This window comes from Micromonospora sp. DT44 (assembly GCF_049841635.1).
Classification (GTDB): domain Bacteria; phylum Actinomycetota; class Actinomycetes; order Mycobacteriales; family Micromonosporaceae; genus Micromonospora.
Window position 1 is genome coordinate 1 of record NZ_JBNCKS010000022.1, and the last position, 23,598, is coordinate 23,598.

24 protein-coding genes are annotated in these 23,598 nt (G+C 71.2%); 11 read left to right on the forward strand and 13 right to left on the reverse strand.

The features are described 5' to 3' along the window. Positions 1-192 precede the first annotated feature (192 nt). Positions 193-654 carry a hypothetical protein gene (locus ACLQ25_RS14745; protein WP_425731442.1) on the forward strand — a complete coding sequence of 154 codons (462 nt, stop codon included), beginning with the start codon at positions 193-195 and terminating at the stop codon, positions 652-654. Positions 655-670: 16 nt separating this feature from the next. On the opposite strand, the gene ACLQ25_RS14750 is transcribed toward ACLQ25_RS14745, so the two are convergent. After that, a complete protein-coding gene (locus ACLQ25_RS14750) occupies positions 671-1,204 on the reverse strand; it encodes a GNAT family N-acetyltransferase (RefSeq protein WP_425731443.1) in 534 nt (177 codons plus the stop codon). 68 nt (positions 1,205-1,272) lie between these two features. On the opposite strand from ACLQ25_RS14750, the gene ACLQ25_RS14755 reads away from it, so the two are divergent. Next, complete coding sequence (locus tag ACLQ25_RS14755) at positions 1,273-1,746, forward strand: hypothetical protein (protein WP_425731444.1); 474 nt, start codon at positions 1,273-1,275, stop codon at positions 1,744-1,746. 33 nt (positions 1,747-1,779) lie between these two features. Here ACLQ25_RS14755 and ACLQ25_RS14760 read toward each other — a convergent pair whose 3' ends face one another. Next, complete coding sequence (locus ACLQ25_RS14760; RefSeq protein ID WP_425731445.1) at positions 1,780-2,349, reverse strand: TetR/AcrR family transcriptional regulator; 570 nt, start codon at positions 2,347-2,349, stop codon at positions 1,780-1,782. 131 nt (positions 2,350-2,480) lie between these two features. Between ACLQ25_RS14760 and ACLQ25_RS14765 the strand changes: the two genes are divergently transcribed. Beyond that, positions 2,481-3,395, forward strand: a complete 915-nt coding sequence (locus ACLQ25_RS14765) for a zinc-binding dehydrogenase (RefSeq protein ID WP_425731446.1) — start codon at positions 2,481-2,483, stop codon at positions 3,393-3,395. Positions 3,396-3,431: 36 nt separating this feature from the next. Here ACLQ25_RS14765 and ACLQ25_RS14770 read toward each other — a convergent pair whose 3' ends face one another. After that, positions 3,432-4,151: an SDR family oxidoreductase gene (locus ACLQ25_RS14770; RefSeq protein WP_425731447.1), complete on the reverse strand. Its 720-nt coding sequence runs from the start codon at positions 4,149-4,151 to the stop codon at positions 3,432-3,434. Between the two features lie 128 nt (positions 4,152-4,279). Between ACLQ25_RS14770 and ACLQ25_RS14775 the strand changes: the two genes are divergently transcribed. Next, on the forward strand, positions 4,280-5,167 hold the full coding sequence (locus tag ACLQ25_RS14775; RefSeq protein WP_425731448.1) for a LysR family transcriptional regulator: 888 nt from the start codon (positions 4,280-4,282) through the stop codon (positions 5,165-5,167). A 16-nt stretch (positions 5,168-5,183) separates the two neighbouring features. Continuing rightward, on the forward strand, positions 5,184-5,624 hold the full coding sequence (locus ACLQ25_RS14780) for a VOC family protein (RefSeq protein WP_425731449.1): 441 nt from the start codon (positions 5,184-5,186) through the stop codon (positions 5,622-5,624). A 71-nt stretch (positions 5,625-5,695) separates the two neighbouring features. On the opposite strand, the gene ACLQ25_RS14785 is transcribed toward ACLQ25_RS14780, so the two are convergent. Both ACLQ25_RS14785 and ACLQ25_RS14790 read right to left on the reverse strand, forming a co-directional pair. After that, the gene (locus ACLQ25_RS14785) at positions 5,696-9,043 is read right to left on the reverse strand and encodes a GH92 family glycosyl hydrolase (RefSeq protein ID WP_425731450.1); all 3,348 of its coding nucleotides are present in this window, start codon (positions 9,041-9,043) and stop codon (positions 5,696-5,698) included. A gap of 212 nt (positions 9,044-9,255) precedes the next feature. Beyond that, positions 9,256-10,164 (reverse strand): NAD-dependent epimerase/dehydratase family protein, encoded by a 909-nt coding sequence (locus tag ACLQ25_RS14790; RefSeq protein ID WP_425731451.1) that lies wholly within the window; start codon positions 10,162-10,164, stop codon positions 9,256-9,258. Positions 10,165-10,270: 106 nt separating this feature from the next. Between ACLQ25_RS14790 and ACLQ25_RS14795 the strand changes: the two genes are divergently transcribed. Together ACLQ25_RS14795 and ACLQ25_RS14800 are read left to right on the forward strand one after the other, a co-directional pair. Beyond that, the gene (locus ACLQ25_RS14795) at positions 10,271-10,699 is read left to right on the forward strand and encodes a VOC family protein (RefSeq protein ID WP_425731452.1); all 429 of its coding nucleotides are present in this window, start codon (positions 10,271-10,273) and stop codon (positions 10,697-10,699) included. Positions 10,700-10,768: 69 nt separating this feature from the next. Continuing rightward, complete coding sequence (locus tag ACLQ25_RS14800) at positions 10,769-11,353, forward strand: hypothetical protein (RefSeq protein ID WP_425731453.1); 585 nt, start codon at positions 10,769-10,771, stop codon at positions 11,351-11,353. 90 nt (positions 11,354-11,443) lie between these two features. On the opposite strand, the gene ACLQ25_RS14805 is transcribed toward ACLQ25_RS14800, so the two are convergent. The 3 genes from ACLQ25_RS14805 to ACLQ25_RS14815 all read right to left on the reverse strand — a co-directional run bounded on the left by ACLQ25_RS14805 (position 11,444) and on the right by ACLQ25_RS14815 (position 16,720). Next, on the reverse strand, positions 11,444-14,275 hold the full coding sequence (locus ACLQ25_RS14805; RefSeq protein WP_425731454.1) for a PQQ-dependent sugar dehydrogenase: 2,832 nt from the start codon (positions 14,273-14,275) through the stop codon (positions 11,444-11,446). An 87-nt stretch (positions 14,276-14,362) separates the two neighbouring features. Further along, the gene (locus tag ACLQ25_RS14810) at positions 14,363-15,631 is read right to left on the reverse strand and encodes a ThuA domain-containing protein (protein WP_425731455.1); all 1,269 of its coding nucleotides are present in this window, start codon (positions 15,629-15,631) and stop codon (positions 14,363-14,365) included. A gap of 345 nt (positions 15,632-15,976) precedes the next feature. After that, positions 15,977-16,720, reverse strand: a complete 744-nt coding sequence (locus ACLQ25_RS14815) for an SAM-dependent methyltransferase (RefSeq protein WP_425731456.1) — start codon at positions 16,718-16,720, stop codon at positions 15,977-15,979. A gap of 105 nt (positions 16,721-16,825) precedes the next feature. On the opposite strand from ACLQ25_RS14815, the gene mug reads away from it, so the two are divergent. Further along, positions 16,826-17,419, forward strand: coding sequence for a G/U mismatch-specific DNA glycosylase (mug, locus tag ACLQ25_RS14820; protein WP_425731457.1), 594 nt, complete (start codon positions 16,826-16,828; stop codon positions 17,417-17,419). Here the strand turns inward: mug and ACLQ25_RS14825 are convergent. Next, positions 17,392-17,892: an SRPBCC family protein gene (locus ACLQ25_RS14825; protein ID WP_425731458.1), complete on the reverse strand. Its 501-nt coding sequence runs from the start codon at positions 17,890-17,892 to the stop codon at positions 17,392-17,394. The two genes, mug and ACLQ25_RS14825, sit on opposite strands and share 28 nt — an antisense overlap. Further along, complete coding sequence (locus ACLQ25_RS14830; protein WP_425731459.1) at positions 17,889-18,251, reverse strand: ArsR/SmtB family transcription factor; 363 nt, start codon at positions 18,249-18,251, stop codon at positions 17,889-17,891. Before ACLQ25_RS14830 ends, ACLQ25_RS14825 begins: the two co-directional genes overlap by 4 nt. A gap of 89 nt (positions 18,252-18,340) precedes the next feature. Here ACLQ25_RS14830 and ACLQ25_RS14835 point away from each other — a divergent pair, with 89 nt between their 5' ends. Then, the gene (locus tag ACLQ25_RS14835; protein WP_425731460.1) at positions 18,341-19,441 is read left to right on the forward strand and encodes a calcium:proton antiporter; all 1,101 of its coding nucleotides are present in this window, start codon (positions 18,341-18,343) and stop codon (positions 19,439-19,441) included. 76 nt (positions 19,442-19,517) lie between these two features. Here the strand turns inward: ACLQ25_RS14835 and ACLQ25_RS14840 are convergent, their stop codons facing one another. The 3 genes from ACLQ25_RS14840 to ACLQ25_RS14850 all read right to left on the reverse strand — a co-directional run bounded on the left by ACLQ25_RS14840 (position 19,518) and on the right by ACLQ25_RS14850 (position 21,766). Further along, complete coding sequence (locus ACLQ25_RS14840; RefSeq protein ID WP_425731461.1) at positions 19,518-20,771, reverse strand: RNA polymerase sigma factor; 1,254 nt, start codon at positions 20,769-20,771, stop codon at positions 19,518-19,520. Between the two features lie 4 nt (positions 20,772-20,775). Continuing rightward, positions 20,776-21,168 carry a YciI family protein gene (locus ACLQ25_RS14845; RefSeq protein ID WP_425731462.1) on the reverse strand — a complete coding sequence of 131 codons (393 nt, stop codon included), beginning with the start codon at positions 21,166-21,168 and terminating at the stop codon, positions 20,776-20,778. Between the two features lie 232 nt (positions 21,169-21,400). After that, the gene (locus ACLQ25_RS14850) at positions 21,401-21,766 is read right to left on the reverse strand and encodes a hypothetical protein (RefSeq protein ID WP_425731463.1); all 366 of its coding nucleotides are present in this window, start codon (positions 21,764-21,766) and stop codon (positions 21,401-21,403) included. Between the two features lie 315 nt (positions 21,767-22,081). On the opposite strand from ACLQ25_RS14850, the gene ACLQ25_RS14855 reads away from it, so the two are divergent. Together ACLQ25_RS14855 and ACLQ25_RS14860 are read left to right on the forward strand one after the other, a co-directional pair. Next, on the forward strand, positions 22,082-22,825 hold the full coding sequence (locus ACLQ25_RS14855; RefSeq protein WP_425731464.1) for a neutral zinc metallopeptidase: 744 nt from the start codon (positions 22,082-22,084) through the stop codon (positions 22,823-22,825). Between the two features lie 122 nt (positions 22,826-22,947). Next, on the forward strand, positions 22,948-23,598 hold the full coding sequence (locus tag ACLQ25_RS14860; protein ID WP_425731518.1) for an HAD family hydrolase: 651 nt from the start codon (positions 22,948-22,950) through the stop codon (positions 23,596-23,598).

Here is a 23,598-nt window from a genome sequence, read left to right on the forward strand (position 1 = left end):
CTCCATGATGCTGGACATCCTCCCGGAGACCCCAGGTCCCCTGATCTCGGATGTCCGTCAAAACGGGGCAGGCCCAAGGTGCGGCACGACTGCGACGAGCGCCGACAACCGTTACCGGTTCACGTCGAGGCGCCGTCATGTAGTGACGTGTGCGGGATCGCGCCCTGCGCTGACGGCCGCTAGTGTCACGCCGTGAATCTCGTGATCGATGAGAGCAGCCGCCAGGTCCGCGAGTTCGTGTGCCAGTGCTGCGACACGCAGGCGGACCGGACCTGGGCCAACATCTACGAGGGCGACACCGCATTCGCTGTCTACTTCGCGAGCTGCTATCACCACAACGGGGTTCACGAGGCCTGGATCGATGCCATCTTGGGGACGTGGGGCCAGGATCGCTTCGACGACCACATCACGTTCGGCTGCCGGGTCGGTCCCGTGGTCGGCTCCCCGGCCCCTGCTGCGACGCTCGTGAATGGTGGCGAGGTTGCCGGTGACAGTCCGATCTTCGGGCGCAAGCTCACCCGGGAAGAAGGGCTGAGTCATCCGAGGATCGCCGAGTTCTGGCAGGTCGTCGACGTGATCCTGGAACGGGACGACCTCGTGCGCCGCCACGTGTACGGGCCGGTCGCGCCGGACGGCGTGCGGCCCGGGCAGTAGCCCGCGACGTCGACGGTCAGGGGTTCGCGCTGACCGACGGGTCGGCGCCGGCCGACGGGCGGCCGGCGAGCTGGGCAACCATGGTGTCGGCCTCGTCGAACGACTTGACCGTACGGAAGCCTTCGCTGGCGTAGAGCTTCGCGGCGAAGTTGGCCCGCTCCACGCTCAACGACACCGCCCGTAGGCCACGCTCCCCAGCAGCGTGCAGAACCGCGCGTACGAGCGCCCGGCCCACGCCGCGATTGCGCCACGAGTCCACCACGCCGAGGGTCAGCTCGGGCACGTCGTCACTCACGTACCCGTAGCCCGGGTCGGCGGCGGTCAGGTTTCGGCACCAGGCCGCGCCGATCGGCCGATCAGCCGGATCCACGGCGACGACCCCGAAGTCTTGCGGTCGCATCCACCCGGCGACGTAGTGGGCCAGCTCGGGCTTCGTCAGGATCTCCTCGCGTGACCAGTTGCGCTCGGGTAGCCAGTTGATGGCCTGCACGAGCATGTCGACCAGGAAACTGTGGTCAGCCGAGGTGGCGGTACGAATGCTGAACGTCATCACCGCCGCAGCCTTACACAGGGGATCGGGGCAGCGCACCGTCGACGCCGGGGTCTACCGTCACGGGCATGATCGTGCGTACGCGCTGGATGATGCCCCACCCGCCCGAGGTGTTGTGGCCGGCGCTGTGCGACTCCCGGTTGGAGTTGCAGCCCCGGTGTCCGGTCTTCTATCTGGGTACGCCTCGACCGACGACCTGCCGCCTGCCCGAGGGCCCGGGTGAGGTGGGCGCCGCTCGCCAGTGCGTGTCGGAGCAGGGCGTGGTGCGGCAACGCATCACGACGTGGGAGCCGCCGGTCCGGTTGGCGTTCCACATGGAGTCGACCGACCTGGGCTTCCACCGCTTCGTCGATCAGCTCGGGGACGTGTTCGAGTTGACCGGGACGGAACGCGGCACGCTGGTGACCCGGACGACGACGGTGACGGTTCGCGGGTTCGGTCGGGCGGCCCTCTATCCGGCCCTGTGGGTCGGGTTGAAGTCGGTGCACCGCTTCGTGTTCCGCAACTGGCAGAAGATGCGGTTGTCGCCGGCGACGGTGTGACGGATCAGCGCGAGGCGCGGCGAACGACTCGCTTCAGGCGCGGAACGCTCTGATGGCCAGCGCGGCGAATCGTCGGGACGCGGCAATCCGGGCGTCCGTCGAGGTGGCGTGCAGGCCGCCGTTGGCCATCAGGATGAGGATGAGGTCGTCCAGGACGAAGTCGGGTCGCAGGTAACCGGTGTTCTTGGCCCGCAGCGTGAGGTCGGCGAGTGAGGCAAGGGCCGTTCGGCGTTTCGCGGCGAGATCCACGGCATGCGGGAAGGCTGTGGTGAACGCCGTGGTGTAGCCCCGGTCACGGGCGTGCAGCTCGCAGAGCTTCTCGATCACCAGGCGCAGGCCATGCCACGGGTCGGGGTCGGCGAGCCCTTCGTCGACGATGACCTGGCAGGCGTCCATCTGCTCGGCGAACGCCTCGGTGGCCAGTGCCTCCTTGGTGGGGAAGCGCCGGTACAGGGTGGCGGGGCCCACCCCGGCCCGGCGGGCTATCTCGCGCATCGGCACGTCCATGCCGTCGGTGGCGAACATCGTCCGGGCGGCTTCGAGGATCCGCTGGCGGTTGTCCCGCGCGTCCGACCGCAGGTTTCGAGTCAACTGCTCGGTCACGCTCTCATTTTAGCTAAACGGACGCCGGCGTCCACTACCGTTCGCGCTGACCACAGGTCGTTCCGGCTCGAGAAGAGGCACCCGTGAAGGCAGTCATGATCAGGGAGTTCGGCGATCCTCGAGGCTTGGCGGTGACCGACCTCCCTGACCCGGTTCCGGCTCGGGGGCAGGTGATGATCACCGTCGAGGCGGTCGGTGTCGCGGGCGCCGACGTCATGATCCGAAGCGGCGCCCTCGCCGCCTACGGCTTCAAAGAGGGTCACATCCTCGGCGGCGAGGTGGCGGGGACGGTGGCTGCCGTCGGCGAGGGTGTCGACGCGGCGTGGGTCGGGCAGCGCGTCTGGGCGTTCACCGGCACCGGCGGTGGGTACGCCGAGCGTACGGTCGCCCCGATCTCGGAGGTGCTGCCCGTCCCCGCCGGCCTCTCCGTCGTCGACGCCGTGACGATCGGCAGTTCCGGGGTTGTGGCCCACTTCGGTCTCGCCCACGCGCACTTGGCCGAAGGGGAGACCGTCCTGGTGCGCGGTGCTGCCGGCAGCCTCGGGATCATGACGGTGCAACTGGCGACCCGCCGTGGTGCCAGCGCCGTCGCGGTCACCACCTCGTCGCCCGAGCGTGGTCGTCGGCTGCGCAGCCTTGGCGCGACCCACGTGCTCGACCGCTCCGGAGCAGGAGGGTCGGACGCTCCCCGCGGCTATGACGTGATCATCGACGTTGTCGGGGGCGACCGCATGCCCTCGTTCTTCGACCGGCTCAATCCCAACGGGCGCCTCGTGCTCGTCGGCGCGGTCGGGGGTCAGCCGCCGGCGGACTTCGGCGCGACGCTGATGGCCGCCTTCCAGAAGTCCCTGTCCTTCGCCACGTTCAGCGCCGCGACGGTGCCGGAACCCGCTCGCCAGGCCGTGCGGCGAGACCAGCTCGCCGCGGCGGCCCGTGGCGAGCTGGTCTCCGTGGTGCACGAGGTGCTGCCTCTCGAGCAGGCGGCGGTCGCCCACCAGAAGATGGCCGCCGGCCAGGTCTTCGGGCGGATCGTCCTCACTCCGTAGTGGGGAGGGGCGGCGCAGGGCCGCGGCGCACGGGTCTCAGGCGAGCAGGGTACCGCCGTCCACGGTGACCAGCGTGCCGGTGGCGTACGTCGACCGCAGGAGGTAGACGTACGCTTCGGCGACCTCCTCAGGCTCGCCCACGCGGCCGAGCGGCAGTGACGCGCTGAGATGGTCGTACATCTGCTCTCGGGTGTCCTCGGACAGCGACTCCCACAGCGGTGAGCGGATGACGCCGGCGGAGACGGCGTTGACCCGGATCGGTGCCAGTTCGACGGCGAGCGCGCGGACCAGCCCGTCGACCGCTCCGGTGATGCCGGCGACCACCGACCAGCCCGCCTTCGGCCGCTGACCGGCGGTGCCGGTAGTGAGGGTGATCGACCCGCCGGGCCGCAGGTGCGGGAGCGCCGCGTGGACCGCCGCCAGCGCACCGAAGTAGCGCAGGTTGAAGGCGGTACGGGCGGCGGCGAGGTCGAGGGCGTCGACGGACACCAGCGCGAGCGGTTCGCCGGCGGTGTAGATGAGGTGGTCGAACGGGCCGAGCCCCTGGAACAGACGCGTCACGTCGGCCGGGTCGGCGAGGTCGGCGACGTACCCCTGGGTGCCGGCCGGCAGGGCGGCGAGGGCGCGGTCCACGCTGTGCCGGTTGCGCGAGGCGACCACGACCTGGGCGCCCTCGTGGGCGGCCCGGGCGGCGGTCGCGAGCCCGATTCCCGAGGTGCCGCCGAGAACGACGACGCGCTGGTCGGTGAGGGTCATGATGGTCCTTCCGGATCGTGTTCGGCTGACGTTTCCCACCGTGCGTCGGCGCTGGCACCCTCGTCCAAGACCTCTTCGAGCTGCTGTGATACCCGACGGGTATCGTGGGTGCTGGACGGGAGGGTCGGATGGACGTCGATCTGCGTAAGCTCCGCTACTTCGTGGCCGTCGCCGAGGAGCTGCACTTCGGCCGGGCCGCCGCGCGGCTGCACATCGCCCAGCCGGTCCTGTCGCGGCAGATCCGGGCGTTCGAGCGCGAACTCCGCGCCGAGCTGTTCGTTCGTGATCGCCGCTCCACCGTGCTGACCGAGGCCGGTCGTCAACTGCTGGCCGACGCCGGTCCGCTTCTGGCCTCGGCCGAGGCCCTGGGCCGGCGGGTGCAGCGGGCGGCGCACGGCCGGCCGACGTTCACCATCGCGTTCATGCCGGGCCTCATCGTCACGGCCGAGGCCCGTGCCATCGCGCAGATGCACCCCGAACTGGCTGTCGGTGTCGTCCGCACCTCCCGGGACGACCAGGCCGAGGTGCTCCGCGAGGGGCGCGCCGACGTCGGCTACGTGCGGCTTCCGGTCGACCAGCGGGGCCTGCGCCTCCGTCCGCTGTTCACCGAACCCCGTGTCGTGGTCCTGCCCGGCGAACATCGTCTGGCGGGCAAGGAGTCGGTCGACCTTGCCGAGCTGGCCGAGGAGCGCCTGCTTCAGGATCCGGACGCGGTGCCGGAGTGGCGGGACCTGCCGAATCGTCCGACGGACCCGGAGCCCCGCCCCCGGCCGGTGCTGACCTCCGTCGAGGAGAAGCTGGAGCACGTCGCCGCGGAGGCCGGGGTGGTGATCCTGCCGCTGTCGATCGCGAGGTTCTACACCAGGCCGGACGTCGTTCACGTGCCCGTCGGCGACCTCAGTGACAACCAGGTGTGCCTGGCCTGGGCCGAGAACAACCGGTCACCGCTGGTGCGGGAGTTCGTCGACATCGCCGTACGGCAGGCCGGCGACGTCGGTCCCGGCGACCGCACCTAGAGCAGGAGGAACCAGCATGGCGATCCGGCGGATGGACAACGTCCTCATCGTGGTCGAGGACCTCGACGCGGTCATCGCGTTCTTCGTCGAACTCGGGATGGAGGTGGAGGGCCGGGGACCGGTCGAGGGGCGCTGGGTGGAGCGTGTCATCGGCATCGACGACGTGCGGCAGGAGGTCGCGATGCTGCGGACCCCGGACGGTCATGGCAAGGTCGAGCTGGCGATGTTCCACGCGCCGAAGGCCATTCGCCACGAGCCGGAGGACACGCCGGCGAACACCCTCGGCATTCGCCGGATCATGTTCGCCGTGGACGACGTCGAGGACACGATCGCGCGGCTGCGCCGCCACGGGGCGGAACTGGTCGGGGAGGTGCAGCGGTACGAGGACATCTTCCTGCTCTGCTACGTCCGTGGTCCCGAGGGCATCGTCGTCGGGCTGGCCGAGGAGCTGCGCTGAGTGCTGGCGTTGAGGTCAGACCCACAGGGGCCTGCTCCGCCGCGCGGCGGAGCAGGCCCCTGTGCCGTGCGTCAGGCCGTCGCCACCCCGAAGAGGTGGATGACGCCGCCCTCGGCGGTGGTGGGCAGCGTCAGGCTCGCGAGCCGCTTGCCCGGCTGCAGGTCGATCGGGGTCGTCGCGAAGACGTACGTCGCCACCGGGTCGACCCCCGACCCCAACACGTCGCGGTACGCGGTGTGCACCGCCGTGACGTTGCCGAACGACGGCTGGTCGGACCCGCCGCCCAGCGTCCAGTCGCTGAAGCCGACCGTCGCCTGCTGCGTCGTGCCGTCGGTGTACGTCAGCGTCACCGTGCCGGTGGTGGGACCGAACGCGGCGCTGCCCAGCAGGCTCAGCTTCGTGTCACCCTCGGTGGCCTGGACGCTGAGCACCTGACCACCGCCGCCGACCAGGATGTTGTCCGGGTCGCCGGGGGCCACGTTCGGCCAGGTGAAGTCGAACCCGTTTGCCGACACGGTGGATCCCGGCTTCACCCCGGCGGCCGCGAGTGCCGTGGCGGAGTAGCTCCAGCCTCCGGTGTCGAAGTTGGCCTGCGGATTGGTGTCGTCGGCCGAGATGCCGTTGTTGTTGAGGTTCCACAGCACGCTGTCCCGCACGGCGACCGTCACGGGGATGGTGACGGTGGGCAGTGCCGTACCGGAGGTGGTGGTCGCGGTCACTGTCACGGCGTAGGCGCCGGGCCTGAGGTCGGCCGGCGCGGAGACGGTGAGTTCCTTGCTGCCCAACCCGTCGCCGGCCAGTCTGAACTCGCCCTGCGCGGGCGTGACGGTCAGGCCGGCGGGCGCGCTGACCTTCCAGCGCGCCGTGGTGGGAGCCTCGGTCAATGCCTGGATCTTGTAAGTCGTCGCCGAGGTGCTGCCCGGCTCCACCTTGAGCGTCTGCGGGCTCGCGCCCGTCAGGTACGGCCGCCGGCCGTCGCCGTACGAGGGCGGGGCGTCGGCGGGGGAGCTGCCCCACTTGGTGTTCGGCTTGTCGCCGAGTACGAAGGCGACGGTGCCGCCCTTGTTGACGAGGGTGTCGGGGACCCAGCTCCGGGTCGACGTCCTACCGTTGACCTTGACGGACTGGATGTACGTGTTCCGGGCCGACGCGGCCGGGGCGTCGATGGTGATCCGGCGGCCGGGTCCGGCGTCGATCACCGCGCGTTGGAAGAGCGGGGCGGTGAGCACCAGGTCGGCTCGGCTCGGGTTCTGCGGGTACATGCCCAGCGCGGAGAAGACGTACCACGACGACATGGTGCCGGCGTCGTCGTTGCCGGGGATGCCGCCGGGGGTGTTGCCCCAGAGCTGGTCCATCACCGCGCGGACCGTCTGCTGGGTCTTGTAGGCAGCGCCGAAGTAGTTGTAGAGGTAGGGCGCGTTCATGTCCGGTTCGTTCGTGGGGTCGTACCGGGTGAGGTCGCGGGCCGAGAAGTCGAAGGCGCCGTCCGGCGTACGGAAGAAGGCGTCGAGGCGCTGCTCGGCCACCTTGTTGCCGCCCATGGCACGGGCCAGGCCGGCGACGTCGGAGTAGACCATCCAGGTGTAGCGGGCACTGCTGCCCTCGACGAACCCGTTCTCGGTCGCGGGCTGGAAGGCGCGCTCCGCCCAGGTGCCGTCGGCCTTGCGGGAGCGCGGGTAGCCGCCCTGCGCGGTGGCGGTCAGGTCGAAGACGTTGCTCCAGGTGCCCGACCGCTTGCGGAAGACCCGCTCGTTCGCCTGGTCGCCGACCTGCCCGGCGAGCTCGGCGAGCGCGGAGTCGGCGACCGCGTCCTCCATCGTCTCGGCCGCGCCGCCCCAGCAGGAGCAGCCGTCAGCGGGTACGTAGCCCAACTCCAGGTACTTGTCGAGGGCGGGACGCTGACCGACGCACGCCACGTTGCAACCGGCGCTGTCGGAGTCGTTGGCGTTCGGGACCGCCGCCGCGGTGATCAGCGACCGGAGAGCGCCCTTGACGTCGAAGTCCCGCCCGCCGAAGGCGTGGATGCCGGCGACCGCCGGGGCCGACGGGTCGCCGGACATGACGCTCGTCTTGCCGTGCTGGAGCAGCCAGCGGTCCCACTCACCGCCCCGCTGGGTGGCGTAGTTGAACAACGACTGCGCATAGTCGCTGCCCGCCTTCGGGTTGACCAGCGTCATCAGCTGCACCTGGGCGCGGTACTGGTCCCAGCCGGAGAAGGTGCCGTACTGCGCGTCCTGGCCCTTGGTGAGGCGGTGCGGCTTGCCGTCGGCGCCGAGGTAACGGCCGTCGACGTCACTGGTCAGGGTGGGTTCGAGCATGGAGTGGTACAGCGCCGTGTAGAAGGTGCTGAGCTGGTCGTTGGTGCCGCCGCCGACCTTGATCTTGCTCAGCTCGCGCTGCCAGGCCGCCGTGGCCTCCGACCGGACCGCGTCGAAGCTCTTCTTCTGCGGGTTCTCCGCCCGCAGGTTGGCCTCGGCGTTGTCCAGGCTGACGTAGGAGATGGCGACCTTCACGCCGACGGTCGTGATGCCCTCGGCGAAGGTGACGTACGCGCCGGACCCCTTGCCCGGCACAGGGTTGCCCGCGTCGAGGCCGGTGCCGCCGGTCGCCGTCGTGGCGTCCGGCGTCCGGGTGCCGTCCTGCCACGTGCCGAGCTTGGCGAAGGGCTGGTCGAAGTGGGCGGTGAAGTGCAGCGTGTACAGGGACTTGCGGTTGTTCTCGCTGTGCGGGCCGCAGAAGTTGCCGGCGGTGACCGAGCCGGTGACGGTCCGGGCTGCGGCGTCCACCCGTACGGTGGCGTCGGTGCTGCCGGTCTCCGAGTTCGAGGTGCGGAACAGCATGCTGGCGGGCTGGTCGGCCGGGAAGCCGAATCGGCCCGAGCCGGTGCGGGGAGTGGTGGTCAGCTCCGCCGACGCGCCACTGTCGAGGCCCACCCGGTAGTACCCGGCCCGCGCGGTCTCGTTCTGGTGGGAGAAGCTGCTCGCGTACGTCGCGTCGGAGGTGTCGACGGACGGCGAGGAGTTGACGTCACCCACGATCGGCATGATCGGGATGTCGCCCGCGCCGCCGTTGCAGCCGACCCCGTTGAGGTGGGTGAGGCTGAAGCCGCGGATCCGGGTCGCTCCGTACTCGTAGCCACCGGGCGCGGGGGTCGAGGTCTGCTTGCCGGTGCTGGTCTGCGGGCTCCACGCCAGCATGCCGAAGGGGCGGACCGCTCCGGGGTAGGTGTTGCCGAGGTTCGTGGACCCGATCAGCGGGTTGACGTACCCGGCGGGGTCGGTGACCAGGCGGACAGGCGCAGCGGCCGCGGCGGGTGTGCCCGCGGAGACCGCCGCCAGCGCCGCCACGGCCACGGCGGTGGCGGCGGCGAGGGTTCGGCGTTTGGCGGTGTACGCCAGGCGCGCCGGTGTGTCTGACACAGTGTTGGCCCTTCGGTTGGCACCGTCTGCGCGAAGCTCGGCGGGGCGACCCGTCACGCTTCCTCCGTCTATGCGGGAGACGCACACGGCACTGACAACGTTGTCCTATCCACGAGGGATGCTTCCCCTCCGTCACGGGACTGTCAAGATCTGGATCCCGGTCGCGTGTGGAGCGGGGGCGCGTCGGTCGATCAAAAAACCCGGGTCAGGGGTCAGGCGGGGAAGGTCTCGCGCAGGGCCGGTTCCAGCGCACGGCCGGTGGTCGGCTCGATGAACAACTCGGCGAGCAGGAGGTCGGCGAGGAAGGTCGGGTTGATCCCGGACTCCTTGCGACCGAGCGCCTGCGCCGCGCCGCCCAGTCGCAGCGCCGTCCGCGCCGCGCAGGCCGGCAGCCGGCCGACCCGGCGGCGTCGACCGACCGCCTCGGCGATGCGCGCGAGCATGTCGTGCCAGGTGAGGTTCTCGTCGGCGACCGGGATGTCCGCGCCGCTGGCGCTCTCGAGGGCATCGGCCGCGACCTCGGCCACGCTGCGCGCCGAGGCCGCGGCGCTTCCGCCGGTCGGCGCCACCAATGGGGTACGAGAGCGCGCCCACCGGTCCAGCGGACCGGCCCAGTTCGGCAGCCGGTCACCGGCCCGACCGAAGACGAAGGGCAGTTCGAGTACGGCGACCGGCAGGCCCGGGCCGGCGGCGGCACGTCCCTCCCGCGCCTGCTCCAGCCGGCAGCGGATGTACGTGTGCCGCTCGGCGAGCCGCCACTGCGGATGGAGCCGGTCGAAGTACGTGTAGTACGAGCCCATGACCACCCCACGGGTGAGGCCCTCGTCGCGGGCGGCGGCGAACAGGCGTACCACCGGGTCGACGTTCTCGCGCCGGAACTGCGGGTAGATCGGCTTCGGCAACGGCCGCTGCTCGTCGGTCCGGGTGGCGTACACGACGCCGTCGTGACCGGCGAGCAACGACCGCAGCTCGTCGATCGAGCCGGACCCCACATCGAGCAGGTGATCGACCCCCGGCTGGGCGGAACGCGCCACCGAGGTCGTGTCGTGACCGCGCTCGCGCAGCACCTCCACGACGTGCGCGCCGATCAGGCCACTGCCACCCACCACGAGAATTCGCACGCTGAATCGTCCACTGTCCAGCGGGGTACGTGTCAAGTACACGGTGGCGCCTGCGGATGCGACGGCAGCGTGGCCCGGCCAGAATGACGTCCGGAGGTGATCGAGGATGGTCGACCAGGAGAGCGTTCCCCGGCTGACATCGGTGGTGCTCGACGGCACCGACGCGCGGGAGTTGGCGGAGTTCTACCGGCAGCTCATGGGCTTCGTCTACCGGCCCGGCGACGAGCCACCGGCGGACGGCCGACCCGATGAGCGCGGTCGTGACTGGTTGGTGTTGCGGTCCCCGGAGGGGGGCCCGCAGATCGCGGTGCAGCAGGTCGACAGCCTGCCCGAGACGACGTGGCCGACGAACGACGTGCCACAACAGCTACACCTGGACCTGACCGTGGATTCCGTCGACGAACTGCTGCTGCAACACGAGCGCGTGCTGCGCCTCGGCGGCCGGCTGCGCTACGACCGGATCGAAGACCCCGAGGAGCCGTTGCGCGTGTACGCCGACCCGGCCGGCCACCCGTTCTGCATCATGGTGGGATAGTGCCGTCCGTGTCCGTACGCGGGCGACGCGTCACCGTGGAGCGCACGATCGTCGAGAACGGGGTCGAGGATGCCGGAACCGCGTGCCTTCTGGCTGGACGAGCAGTTCGACCGTGAGCACGGCGCCGACGGCCACGGCCGGTACGAGGCCGAGGTGCTCCGCCGGATCGATGACTTCGCCGAGACCTGGGGGGACTTCGCGCCGGTCGCGTTCGCCGCGACGGCCTGGCGGGTGGCCAGCGAGCTGTCGCCCGGCTTCGTCCGGTGGCACCGGCGGATCATCTCGGCGACCTGCGAACGAAGCCCGTGGGACGGCAGCATGGTCTGCGCGGTCACCGTGGCCTCCCGCTGGCCCGCGGAGCTGACCTGGAGCAAGCAGTGGCAACGCGACCGTGGGTGGCAGAACTGGCCGCAGCTGTTCGGCCAGTTCACCACCCCCACCGAGCAGGACCGGACGCGCCGTCCGCATCTGCGTGCGCTGCTCCAGGTGGAGGCGCCGCTGCCGCTCGACGGCCTGCCACCGACACCCGACGGTCCGGACGACGACGTCCCCGCCGCGGCGCGTCGGGCGGTCGCGGTGCTGGCCCGCGAACTCAACGAGCTGGTGGCGCCGGTGATCGGGCAACTCGACAGCGGGGTCCCCGCCGGCTTCTGACGGCGGGGACCCCTCTTCGACGCGGCGCGTCGGCAGTCGATGGTGCGGTGGGCCCGGCCCGGTCACCGAACGGGCCGGGCCCACCACGTGTCAGCCGGTGGTCAGGTAGAACTTCTCCCAGGCTCCGGCGGACGTGCGGTTGGCGATCAGAGACCCGGCCCCGGAGTTCTCCGCGCACACGAACTGGTTGTTGATCGTGGCGCGCAGACTGACCGTCCCGTCCGAGTTGTTGACGATTTGGAAGGTCTGCGCCGCCCCGATCGACGTGCCGGTGGCGACCAACGGTGCGGTAGTGCTCGTGGCCGAGACGTAGAGCCCGTTGGAGCGCGACTTCAGGGCGATGTTGCCGTTGCCGGCGTCCACCCGGTCGAACTGCTCGGTGCTGCCGACGCTGGCCTTGTTGGCGATCAACGCGGTGGTGCCGACCGCCGACACGTACTGGTTGTTGATCTGCGCCCGCAGCGTGGTCACCGGCGTGCTGCCACCGGTGCCGGTGTCGAAGGTGAACGCGTCCACATCGAACAGATAGCCCGACCCGCCCTTGAACACCAGGTACAGCGTGGTCGACGCGCTGGGCGGGTTGCTGATCGTGCCGGACACCTCGCTGAAGGTCTCCCAGTTGCCGGTCACCGGCACCGTGACGGTGCCCAGCAGGGTGCCGGTGGCCGAGCCGGCCCGCACCTCGATCGTGCCGCCGGCCCCGGCCGAGGACGCGCGCACCGTGATGCGGTTCGCGCCGGTCAGGTTGTACGGCTGGTACGAGATCCAGTCGTTGTTCTCGATGAACCCGGCGGTGCGGCCACCCTCGGCGCTGGTGTGGTCGGTGGCCTGCACACCCGACTGGCCGCCGAAGTGCTCACCCTGGCGGTGCTTCGGTTGCAGCGTCCGGATGCTGTGCGTCGTGAGCCCACCGTTGTCGGTGTAGGCGGCGTCGAAGACCCCGTAGATGTTGGCCGCGGAGTCGTGCTCCCCGTCGGTCGGCACGGTGATCGAGCCGCTGCACCCGTTCTTCGAGGTGATCTGGTGCGCGTGACTGTCGTGGCCCAGCGCGTACGTCAGGCTCACCTTGGAACAGTCGATGGTGCCGTCCTGCGGGTCGCTCACGCTGATCTGGTACGAGATGGTGTCACCGAAGTTGAACAGCTGCCCGTCGGCGGGCGAGGTGAGCGTCACCGTCGGCGCGGTGTTGCCCACGGTGACGACCAGGCTCGCCGTACCGGTCAGCCCGGTCGGGTCGGTGACCTTCAACGTGGGGGAGTACGTGCCGTTGGTGGTGTACGTCTTGGTGGGGTTCGCCGCCGTCGACGTGGTGCCGTCACCGAACGTCCACAGGTAGCTCAGCGCCCCACCCTCGGGGTCGGAGCTGCCCGCCGAGGAGAAGTTCACCGTCAACGGGTTGGCCCCGGACGTCGGGTTCGCCGAGGCGACCGCGATGGGGTTGCGGTTGCCGCTGCCGATGTACTCGATCCGGAACAGCGCCTGGTTGTTCGAGCCCGTGCCGTAGTCCAGCACGTACAGCGCGCCGTCCGGGCCGAAGGCCATGTCCATGACCTGCGTGCCGGACCACGGGAAGCTGGAGATCTCCCCACGGGAGCCGTCGGCGTTGATGGCGATGGGCTTGATCCAGCGGCGACCGTACTCACCGGCGAAGAACAGGCCGTTCAGCGACTGCGGGAACTTGACGCTGGAGTTGAGCGACGCGTCGTACCGGTACACCGGTCCGGCCATCGGCGACTCGGAGCCGCTGCCGAACTCCGACGGCGAGCCGGAGTCGCCGGCGTACTTGATCCAGGCCGGCTTCGCCGCGGGCAGGGTCTGCAGGCCCGTGTTGCGGAACGAGTTGTTGGTCGGCCCGCCCGTGCAGTTGTACTTCGACTGCGACGGCCCGGACGGGAAGGTGTATTCATTGTATGTTTCCGTGCTCGTGTTGCTGCCGGTGCAGTACGGCCAGCCGAAGTTGCCCGGTGCCGTGATCCGGTTGAACTCGACCTGACCCGACGGGCCCCGGCTGGAGTTCGTGCTCCCGGAGTCCGGGCCGTAGTCGCCGACGTAGACGACGCCGGTCGCCTTGTCCACGCTCATCCGGAAGGGGTTGCGCATACCCATCGCGTAGATCTCGGGACGGGTGTTGGCCGTGCCGGGCGCGAACAGGTTGCCCGACGGGATGGTGTACGTCCCGTCCGCCTGCGGCTTGATCCGCAGCACCTTGCCCCGCAGGTCGTTGGTGTTGCCCGCCGAGCGCTGGGCGTCGAACTGCGGGTTGCGGTTGGTCCGCTCGTCGAGCGGCGCGTAGCCGGACGACTCGAACGGGTTGGTGTCGTCGCCGGTGGTCAGGTACAGGTTGCCGGCGGCGTCGAAGTCCAGGTCACCGCCGACGTGGCAGCACTGTCCACGGTCGTTGGCGACCTGGAGCACGATCTTCTCGCTGCTCAGGTTGAGCGTGTCGTCGCTGTTGAGGGTGAACCGGGACAGCCGCAGGTGCCCCTTCCACCGGTCCCAGTCGGTCTGCGAGCCGGTGGTGGGCGCGTCCCCGGACGGGGTGCTCAACGTGGGCGAGTAGTACAGGTAGATCCACCGGTTGGTGGCAAAGCCGGGGTCGACGGCGACGCCCTGCAACCCCTCCTCGTCGTGGGTGTAGACCGACAGGGTGCCGGAGGTCTTGGTGTTGCCGGCCACGTCGGTCACCCGCAGGACGCCGTTGCGGGCGGTGTGCAGCACCGAGCGGTTGGGCAGGACGGCCAGGGACATAGCCTCGCCCAGCTCGGCGGAGCCGGTGGCGAGTTTGATCTGTTGGTAATCACTGGCGGGAATCACCACCGCCTGCGCGGCGGGGGAGTTTGCGGCCACGGCCAGGGTCACACTCGCGACGGTGGTGACCGCCGCGACGAGTGCCCGAGACCAGCGCCGGGATTTCGAAAGCATGATCGTCCTTCCTCGACGACCAGGGCCGGGGCGTGCTGGGGCGCACCACGGCCAGGTGAGGGTGGTGGGGAGTGGATCGCGGCGCGGTCAGCTGGTGGTGACGAGGTCGAACTTCTCCCACTGACCGATGGAGGTCCGGTTGGCGATCAGCGGGGAGGAGCCTCCGTTGTCGGCGGCCACGTACCGGCTGTTCACCGTGGCCCGCAGGCTCACCGTGCCGTCGGAGTTGCGGATCAGCTGGAACGTCTCCCACGCGCCGGCGGTGGCCCGGTTGGCGATCAGCGCCGAGGCCCCGGCGTTCTCCGCCGCGACGAACTGCCCGTTGCTCTTGGCCTTCAGCGCGACGTTGCCGTTGGCGAGGTTGACCAGTTCGAACCGCTCACTGGTGCCGACGGACGTCTTGTTGGCGATCAGCGGGGTGCTGGCGTTGGCCGCGCTGACGTACTGGTTGTTGGCGCGGGCCCGCAGGGTCGAACCGGCGACGGCGGGCGGCGGGGTGGTCGGCGGGGCCGTGGTCGGCGGAGCGGTGGTCGGCGGCGGGGTGGTCGGCGGGGCCGTGGTCGGCGGCGGGGTGGTCGGGTTCGTCCCCGGCGAGCAGTTGGCGCTCACCGAACCAGCGGCGACCTGCAGGCCACCGAGCAGCATCCGGGTGAAGTTCGGGTCGGTGTACGACGCCTCGGTGTGCCCGAGACCCGTGTACCAGGCCCGTCCGCCGCCGTACGCCTTGCACCAGGTGATCGGGTGGTCGCCGTTCATGTTGCCGCCGCTGTAGGACGACTCGTCGAGGCTGGCGAGGATCCGTGCGCTGGACCGGGGGTTGGTGCGGTAGTTGTACCACTCGTCGGAGCGGACCCAGGTGGCGCCGAGGTGCGCGGTCGACGGGTTGCTCCGGTCCTCGATCTTCACGGTCGCGGTCTGGATCGCCGGGTGCGAGTCGAACCACGCCCCGACCAACTGCCCGTACCACGGCCAGCTGTACTCGGTGTCCGCGGCGGCGTGCACGCCGACGTATCCGCCGCCAGCGGCGATGTACTGCTCGAAGGCCGTCTGCTGGCTGGAGTTGAGCACATCGCCGGTCGTCGACATGAAGACCACCGCCTGGTACTGGGCCAGGTTGGAGGTGGTGAACTGGTTGGCGTCCTCGGTGGCGGTCACGCTGAAGCCGTTGGCAGCGCCGAGCTGCTGGATGGCCGCGATGCCGTTGGGGATGGCCGAATGCCGGAAGCCGGCGGTCTTGCTGAAGACCAGGACCTTGGTCAATGGTGCCGCCGAGGCGGTGGTCGGCAGCGCGACCAGACCGGCCATCATCACGGCCAGGCCGGTGACGAGGGCCAACAGGCGGGGACGGGAACGCATGGTGATGCTCCTTAGCTGAGCGTCGACCCCGCACAGCGCACGTGGGCGCGTCAGGGGCCATGGTGGCGGTGATGCGGAAGCCGGGCCGCCGATGCTCGGCTGAGGTGATGTGGAGCGGTGGTGATGTGGAGCGGTGGTGATGGTGCCGTGTTGCGGCACACGAGCCAGCCGACGACTCCGACCGGCCAGTGTGGACGGACGGATAGTATCGACTGGTGTCGTTGAGGCAGTAAACCTCCGATGTCTGCGCCCGTCAACCCCACGTGCTGTGGCCTGGGACGCGGGCCCGAGCCCGGCATTCGCCGGACGCGTCGTACACCAGGTCGGTTACCTTGGGCAGCGGTGTCAGCGACCGAGGACCAGGTACGCGAGGCCGAGTACGCCGCGGTAGCCGCCCACGTACTCGCGCAGCCGGTCGTCGAGCTCGGCGCGGACCTGTGCCGCGCGGGGATCCTCGGGATAGGTCAACAGCCACTCCTGTCGGCCCGCGAGCCAGGTGGACTCGAAGTCGTCCCACTCCCGCTCGTCGGCGGTACTCAGATGGAGCAGCCGCCAGCCTCGCTCACGGGCGGCTTCGACGAGGCCGGCGAGGTCGGTGACGTCCGCACCGAAGATCTCCGTGACCTCCGCGCTGGGGTCGCGCTGCCAGTACCCCTCGCCGAACAGCAGCCGCCCGCCCGGGCGGACCACGGAGGCGAGGGCGTCGAGGGCCGCTCCGGTGCCCCCGAAGGCGTGCGCCGAGCCGATGCACAGAACCCGGTCGGCCGGCTCCTGCCAGGCGGCGGCCTCGCCCTCCACGAAGGCGACGTGCCGGTTCAGCGATCTCTCGGTGGCGAGCCTGCGGCCCCGGGCGAGGACCGCCTCGTCGGTGTCGACGCCCACGCCCCTCGTCGCGACCGGGCCGGCCACGCCGCCGGCAGCGACAGCGCGCAGCAGCAGTTCGCCCCACCCGCAGCCCAGGTCCAGCACACGCGCGCCGGGGCGTACGTCGAGGCGGCGCAGCAGCAGGGCCGCGTGCTCCTCCGACAGGGGCGTGTTCCAGCGCATGCGCGCGTAACGACTGGCGGCGAGGTGGTCGGTGGATTGCATCGGTTCAGGGTGCCAAAGCATGACCATCGGCGCGCACCGGGTCCGGTGCGTCGGCGTCGCCGGCAAGCGGGGACGGGCGTCGGCGCGTACGGCAGGATCGGTGCCATGGACGCGGACGTGTCACCGCCGTGGCGGCCGCCGACCCGCCACGAGGTCGCGGCGGCGGCCGGTCGCGGCCTGGTGGACGTCATCGGCCCTGGCCTGCGGGTGCTGTTCTGTGGTTTCAACCCGGGGCTCTACTCGGCAGCGGTGGGGGAGCACTTCGCCCGGCGGGGCAGCCGCTTCTGGCCGGCCCTGCACGGCGCGGGCTTCACCGACCGGGAACTGCGCCCGTGGGAGCGCGCCGAGCTGCTCCGGCAGGGGCTGGGCGTCACCAGCCTCAGCAACCGGGCCACGGCCCGGGCCGACGAGCTGACCGCCGCCGAGCTGGTCGCCGGGGTGACCCGGCTGGCGGTCAAGGTCGAGCGGCACCGGCCGCGGTGGGTGGCGGTGCTCGGGGTGACCGCGTACCGGATCGCGTTCGTCCGGCCGAAGGCCGCGCTGGGCCCGCAGCCGGAACGGGTGGGCCCGGCCCGGGTCTGGGTGCTGCCCAACCCCAGCGGCCTGAACGCCCACTTCCCGCTGCCGGCGCTGACCGCCGAGTTCGCCCGACTGCGGCGGGAGGTCGACCCTCAGACCCCGTCGGCCAGCGCCTCGTAGTAGGACCGCATGGCCGGGTGGTACTCGTCGAACTCCGGTCGGGGCGTGCCGTCCCGGGAGGCGACCAGCATGTCGAGGTAGTACTCCCAGCCGGCGCCCACCTCGGCGACGCCGTCGAGGCTGCCGAGGTGCTGGGTGAAGCGCAGCTCGGTCACGCCGTCGGTCTCGGTCAGCGCGAACCCCAGCAGCCAGTCGCCGTGATCGTCGACCATCGACACGGCCAGACGGCGGGGCGGTTCGCACTCCTCGACGCGTACGTCGCACCAGGGCTGCTGCTCCTCGTACGCCATCTGGACGCGGATGGTGTTGCCGGGCCGGGCGTCGCCCTCCCACGGGCCGAACCAGCGGGCCGTGCGCTCCGGGTCCGTGAGGCTCGCCCACACGTCCGCCGCCGGGGCGCGGAAGGTGCGGGTGAGGACGAGGTCGTGGCCGGTGGCGGTGCGGAACAGGCGGCCAGCGGGGGTACGGGTCATGCGGTGTGCTCCGTTCGATGGGCGGCCGGGCCGCGGGTGCGGCGTTCCCGGCGGGTTCGATAGACCTCGGTCTCCAGGGCGTCGAGGCGCTGTTCCCACCGGTCCGGCGCGACGATCCCGCCGAGCCAGTCGACGAGCGGGGCGAGCGGGGCGGGATCGAGGCGGTAGATCCTCGTGCGGCCGACCAGCTCGTCGCGGACCAGCCCGCTCTCGCGGAGCACCCGCAGATGGCGGCTGATCGCCGGGCGGCTGATGGTGAAGCGTTTGGCGATCTCGCCAGCGGCCAGCGGCGCGTCACGCAGCATGCTCAGGATGCGCCGCCGTACCGGGTCCGCGATCGCCGCGGCCACCTCGTCCACGCCGAGAAGCGTAACCCACAGGTTACGGATTACGAGACGCGGTGCGTCGATGGTGGGCACATGATCACGTGACCTGGCACTCTTGACGCATGCCAGCCCAGCTTCGATCCCGCCTGCTCGATTGGACCGTCGCCGTACCCGTGCTCGCGGTGCTGGTGTTGCTCGTGACGTGGGGGCGAGATCTTCCCGGCCCGGCCGTCGTGGTGGTCGCCGCGCTACTGGGCGGCGCGGTGCTCGCGGCCGTGCACCACGCCGAGGTGGTGGCGCACCGGGTGGGGGAGCCGTACGGCTCGCTGGTGCTCGCCGTCGCGGTCACCGTCATCGAGGTGGCCCTCATCGTCACCCTGATGATCAGCGGTCCGGAGAAGACCCAGTCGCTCGCCCGCGACACCGTCTTCGCCGCCGTCATGATCACGTGTAACGGCATCCTGGGCCTGTCCCTGCTGCTCGGGGCGCTGCGTCGGCGGGTGGCCGTGTTCAATCCCGAGGGCACCGGCGGCGCCCTCGCGACCGTGATCACCCTGGCCACGCTGAGCCTGGTCATCCCGGCCTTCACCACGGCCCGCCCCGGCCCGGAGTTCAGCCCGGCCCAGCTCACCTTCGCCGCCGTCGCCTCGCTCGCGCTGTACGGACTGTTCGTGCTGGTGCAGACCGGCCGGCACCGCGACTACTTCCTGCCGGTCGACACGCAGGGCCGGGTGATAGACGCGGAGGAACACGCCAAGCCGCCCACCACCCGCGCCGCGCTGGTCAGCCTCGCGCTGCTGCTGGTGGCGTTGGTCGCGGTGGTCGGCGACGCCAAGACCGTCTCACCGACCATCGAGGCCGGCGTGGCGGCCGCCAACCTGCCGCACGCGTTCGTCGGCGTGATCATCGCCCTGCTGGTGCTGCTGCCGGAGACCCTCGCCGCCGCCCGCGCCGCGCGCCGCGACCGCGTACAGATCAGCCTCAACCTCGCCCTCGGCTCCGCGATGGCCAGCATCGGTCTGACCATTCCGGTCATCGCCATCGCCTCGATCTGGCTGGACGGCCCGCTGCTGCTCGGCCTCGGCGGCACCCAGCTCGCGCTGCTGGCCCTCACTGCGGTGACGGCGGTGTTGACCGTCGTACCGGGGCGGGCCAACGTGTTGCAGGGCGGCGTCCATCTCGTGTTGCTGGCCGCGTTCGTCTTCCTCGCCGCCAGTCCGTGACACCGGCACGGGTTCGGCCGGGCGCTGCGGGCTCGGCGAATGGCGGGCTCGGCCCGGTCGACGCCGGATCGCTCGCTCAGCCGGCGGCCGGCGGGTCGTCGACCAGCCGGTCCGCGCGGGCGTTGAGGTAGCGCTGCTGCGCCAGGTTCGTCGAGCGCGCGGCCGCCAGCCGGTACGCCTCGCGCGCCGCGGCCCGCTCACCGATCAGTTCCCACAGGTGGGCGCGGGCGGCCGGCAGCCGCGGATCGTCGGCCAACCGGGCGTCGCCGTCCAGCCCGGCGAGCAGCGCCAGGCCGGCCCGCGCCCCCCTGCTCATCGCCACCGCGACGGCGTGGTTGAGCGCCACCACCGGGTTGTCGGACAGGCCGAGCAGCACCTCGTAGAGGGCGGTGATCTGGGCCCAGTCGGTGGCCGCCGCGCTCGGCGCCTCGTCGTGCACGGCCGCGATGGCCGCCTGGAGCTGGTACGGCCCGACGGGTCCGCGCGGCAGCGCCGCGCCGACCAACGCGACGCCCTCGGCGATCTGGTCGGCCCGCCACCGGGCGCGGTCCTGCTCGGCCATCGGCACCAACTCGCCGTGTGGACCGATCCGCGCTGGCGCGCGGGCGTCGGTGAGCAGCATCAACGCGAGCAGTCCCGTGACCTCGGGGTCGTCGGGCAGCAGCCGGCGCACCAGCCGCGTCAGCCGGATCGCCTCGGCGGTCAGGTCGGCGCGCAGCAGTCCCGGCCCGGCGGTACGCGCGTACCCCTCGGTGAACACCAGGTAGAGCACGTGCAGTACCGCGGCGACCCGATCGGCGCGCTCCGCTGCCGTTGGTGGCGCGAACCGGAGGCCGCTGTCGCGGATCCGCTGCTTTCCCCGGCTGATCCGCCGGGCCATGGTCGCCTCCGGCACCAGGAACGCGCGGGCCACCTCCGCGGTGCTCAACCCGCCGACCGCGCGCAACGTCAGCGCGATCTGCGACGCCGGGGGGAGCGCTGGATGGCAGCACAGGAACAACAGGATGAGCGTGTCGTCGGCGTCCTGGAGTCGGTCGGCGGCCGGCGCGAGCCACTGCTCCGGCAGCATCCACCGCGCCGCCGTCTCCTCCCGCCGCGCCCGCGCCTGGTCGCGCCGGAGCAGGTCGGTGAGCCGTCGGGACGCGACGGTAATCAACCACGCGCGGGGACTGTCCGGTACGCCGTCGCGCGGCCACGTGTCCGCCGCCGCGATCAACGACTCCTGTACCGCGTCCTCGGCCGTGTCGAAGTGCCCGAAGCGGCGTACGAGCGCGCCGAGGACCTGCGGCGCCAACTCGCGCAGCAGGTCCTCGGCGGGTGTCTCGGGCACCTGCTCAGCCGGCCAGGTCCTCGAAGCCGTCCAGCACCGGACGCACGTCCACGTACGCCCCCGGGGTGTCCGGGTCGACCAGGCCGGCGGCGATCTCGGTGGCCCGGTCGAGGCTGACGCACTCCACGACCGTGTAACCCGCCAGGACCTCCTGCGTCTCCGCGTACGGGCCGTCGGTGACCACGGGCGCCCCGCCCTGCACCCGCACGCGACGGGCGTGCACGGGCTCGCTGAGGCCCCGCGCGTCGACGAGTTCCCCGGACTCGGCGAGCGCCTGGTGGAACGTCTCCATGTGCTGGTGCATGGCCGCCACCTGCTCGGCCGACATGGCCGGCCGGTCGGAGGGCCGGCCCGTCAACGCGTCGTAGTCCCGCTGCGACCCGTAAAGCATGATCATGTATTTCATGGTGGCCTTCCTGTTCCCGGTGCCGCCCCGGCACCGCTCACCAGAAACGTCGAACCCAACCCCCCTCCCCGGACACCCCGGCCCCTCCCACCCCCGCCCCACCTCGCCCCCATCCCCGCCCTCACCCCGTTGATCATGAAGTTATTGCCATCGATCTCGGCGTGTCGGCGCAATAACTTCATGATCAACGGCGGCAGGGGGGTGGGGGGTGCGGGGTGGGGGATTATTGGCCGTAGGAGAGGCGGAGGCGGTTGTTGATCAGGTAGTTGAGGCGGTGGCGGAGGTAGCCGAGGGTGCTCTCGCTGGGCAGGTCCGCGTCGGGGGTGGTCAGTGTCCAGCGCACCGCACAGTCACCGCCGGGACGTCCGGGCGAGATGTCGAAACGGATCTCTTCCAGTGGCCAGTGCGGCCACAGCGACGACCACACCAGCAGTACCGGCGCGTACCCCGCCACCACCCGTGGCGGCACCTCGTCGTCGCGCAGTTCCAGCCAGGGTCGGCTTCCGGCCTCGTACGGGTCCCGCAGCGACCGCCACACGACATGCGCCGGGGCCGGCTGGCTTCGTCGACGGCTGCCCAGTACGTGCACGTCGCCCTCCCGACCGGACGGCCACCTCCGCCCCGGCCCATTGTGGCCGCCCAACCCCCCACCCTGCGAACCGTCCCCACCCCCACCCCCACCCGATGGCCCCGGTGATCAAGAGGTTCGCGTCACGACACGCCGGACAGGCTGACGCAGACTTCTTGATCACCGGGCCGAGTGGGAGGGGCCCGGGGGGTCCGGGTGGGGTTCTGCGCGGGGTGTGAACCGTCTGGGGCGGTTGTGCGTGAATCCGGTGGCGGGCGTGGTGGTCGTACCGTCGGGGTATGGCATGGTGCGGGCGCCGAGGTCTGGGGAGGCACAGTGGGGCCATGGTCGGGACGCGTCGCGCGGGGGCCCCTCGTGGGCCTGGTGGTCGTCGCGCTGGTGTCGCTCGCGTGCGCGGGCGGTGGGCTGGCCCAACCGGAGGGGGAACGTCCAGGGGCGAACCTGCGGGCCGCCTCGCCGGAGCCGAACACCACCCGCGCCGACAGCACCACCAGCGTGGCCGAGTTCAAACAGGACGTCGCCGACGCGCAGGCGATCGCGGAGCGCTACTGGGCGGCCCAGTTCAAGGCGTCCGGGCAGCGCTTCACGCCCATCCGGCGGGTCACCCCGTACCAGCGGGCCGGTGAGGTCTCCTGCGGCGGTCAGCCACTGCCGCGCAACAACGCGGTCTACTGCTCGCAGGACGACTTCATCGCGTACGACGTCGCCTGGTCGGTGGCGGCGTTCCGCGAGGTCGGTGACGCGTTCGTGTTCTACCTGCTCGGTCACGAGTACGCCCACGGCATCCAGGTGCGCCTGGGCATCAACTACAGCTTCACCATCCAGCAGGAGTTGCAGGCCGACTGCATGGCCGGGGCGTACCTCGGCGACTCGGTGCGCGCCGGCGACCTGAGACTCGCCGAGGGCGACCTGGACGAGTTTCGCGAGGGCGTGGCGGCGGTCGGTGACGACCCGGACCAGCCGTGGTTCGCCGAGGGCGCGCACGGCACCGCCGAACAGCGCACCGACACGTTCTTCCGTGGCTACGAACGCTCGCTGAAGGAGTGCGACCTGAGCTGAGCGGGGTTGCCCCGGTCACCCTCGGAGCCGTTGCCGCCACCGGCGGCGGACCCGGCTGGCAGGATCGCCGGTGTCGGCCACGACCCCTGGAGGATCCGCTGAGCAGCCAACACCCCGCCGCCGTGCTCTTCGACATGGACGGCACGCTGGTCGACAGCGAGAAGCTGTGGGACGTCGCGTTGCAGGAGCTGGCCCGCGAGTACGGCGGGGAGCTGTCCGCCGACGCCCGCCGGTCGATCATCGGCACCGCCATGGCCGAGTCGATGCGCATCCTGCACGACGACCTGGGCCAACCCGAGCGTGATCCGGAGATCAGCGCGGCGTGGATCAACGCGCGGATCCTGGAGCTGTTCCGTACCGGTCTGCCCTGGCGGCCGGGCGCGTTCGAGCTGCTGCACGCGGTCCGCGCGGCGGGAGTCCCCACCGCCCTGGTCACCTCCAGCCCCCGGGCGCTGGTCGAGGTCGCCCTGGACACCCTCGGGCGGGACACCTTCGACGTGGTGGTCGCGGGTGACGAGGTGGTGGCGGCCAAACCGCACCCCGAGCCGTACCTGACCGCCGCCCGGCGTCTCGGTGCCCCGATCGAGCGGTGTGTGGCGATCGAGGACTCACCGACCGGGGTGGCCAGCGCGCTCGCCTCCGGGGCGGCCGTGCTGGCCGTACCCGCCGAGGTGCCGTTGCCCCCCATCGCCGGCGTACACCAGGTGCGAAGCCTGGTCGGCGTGGACCTGGAGGCGCTGGCGGCGCTGCTGACCGACCGCGCCGCGGCCTGA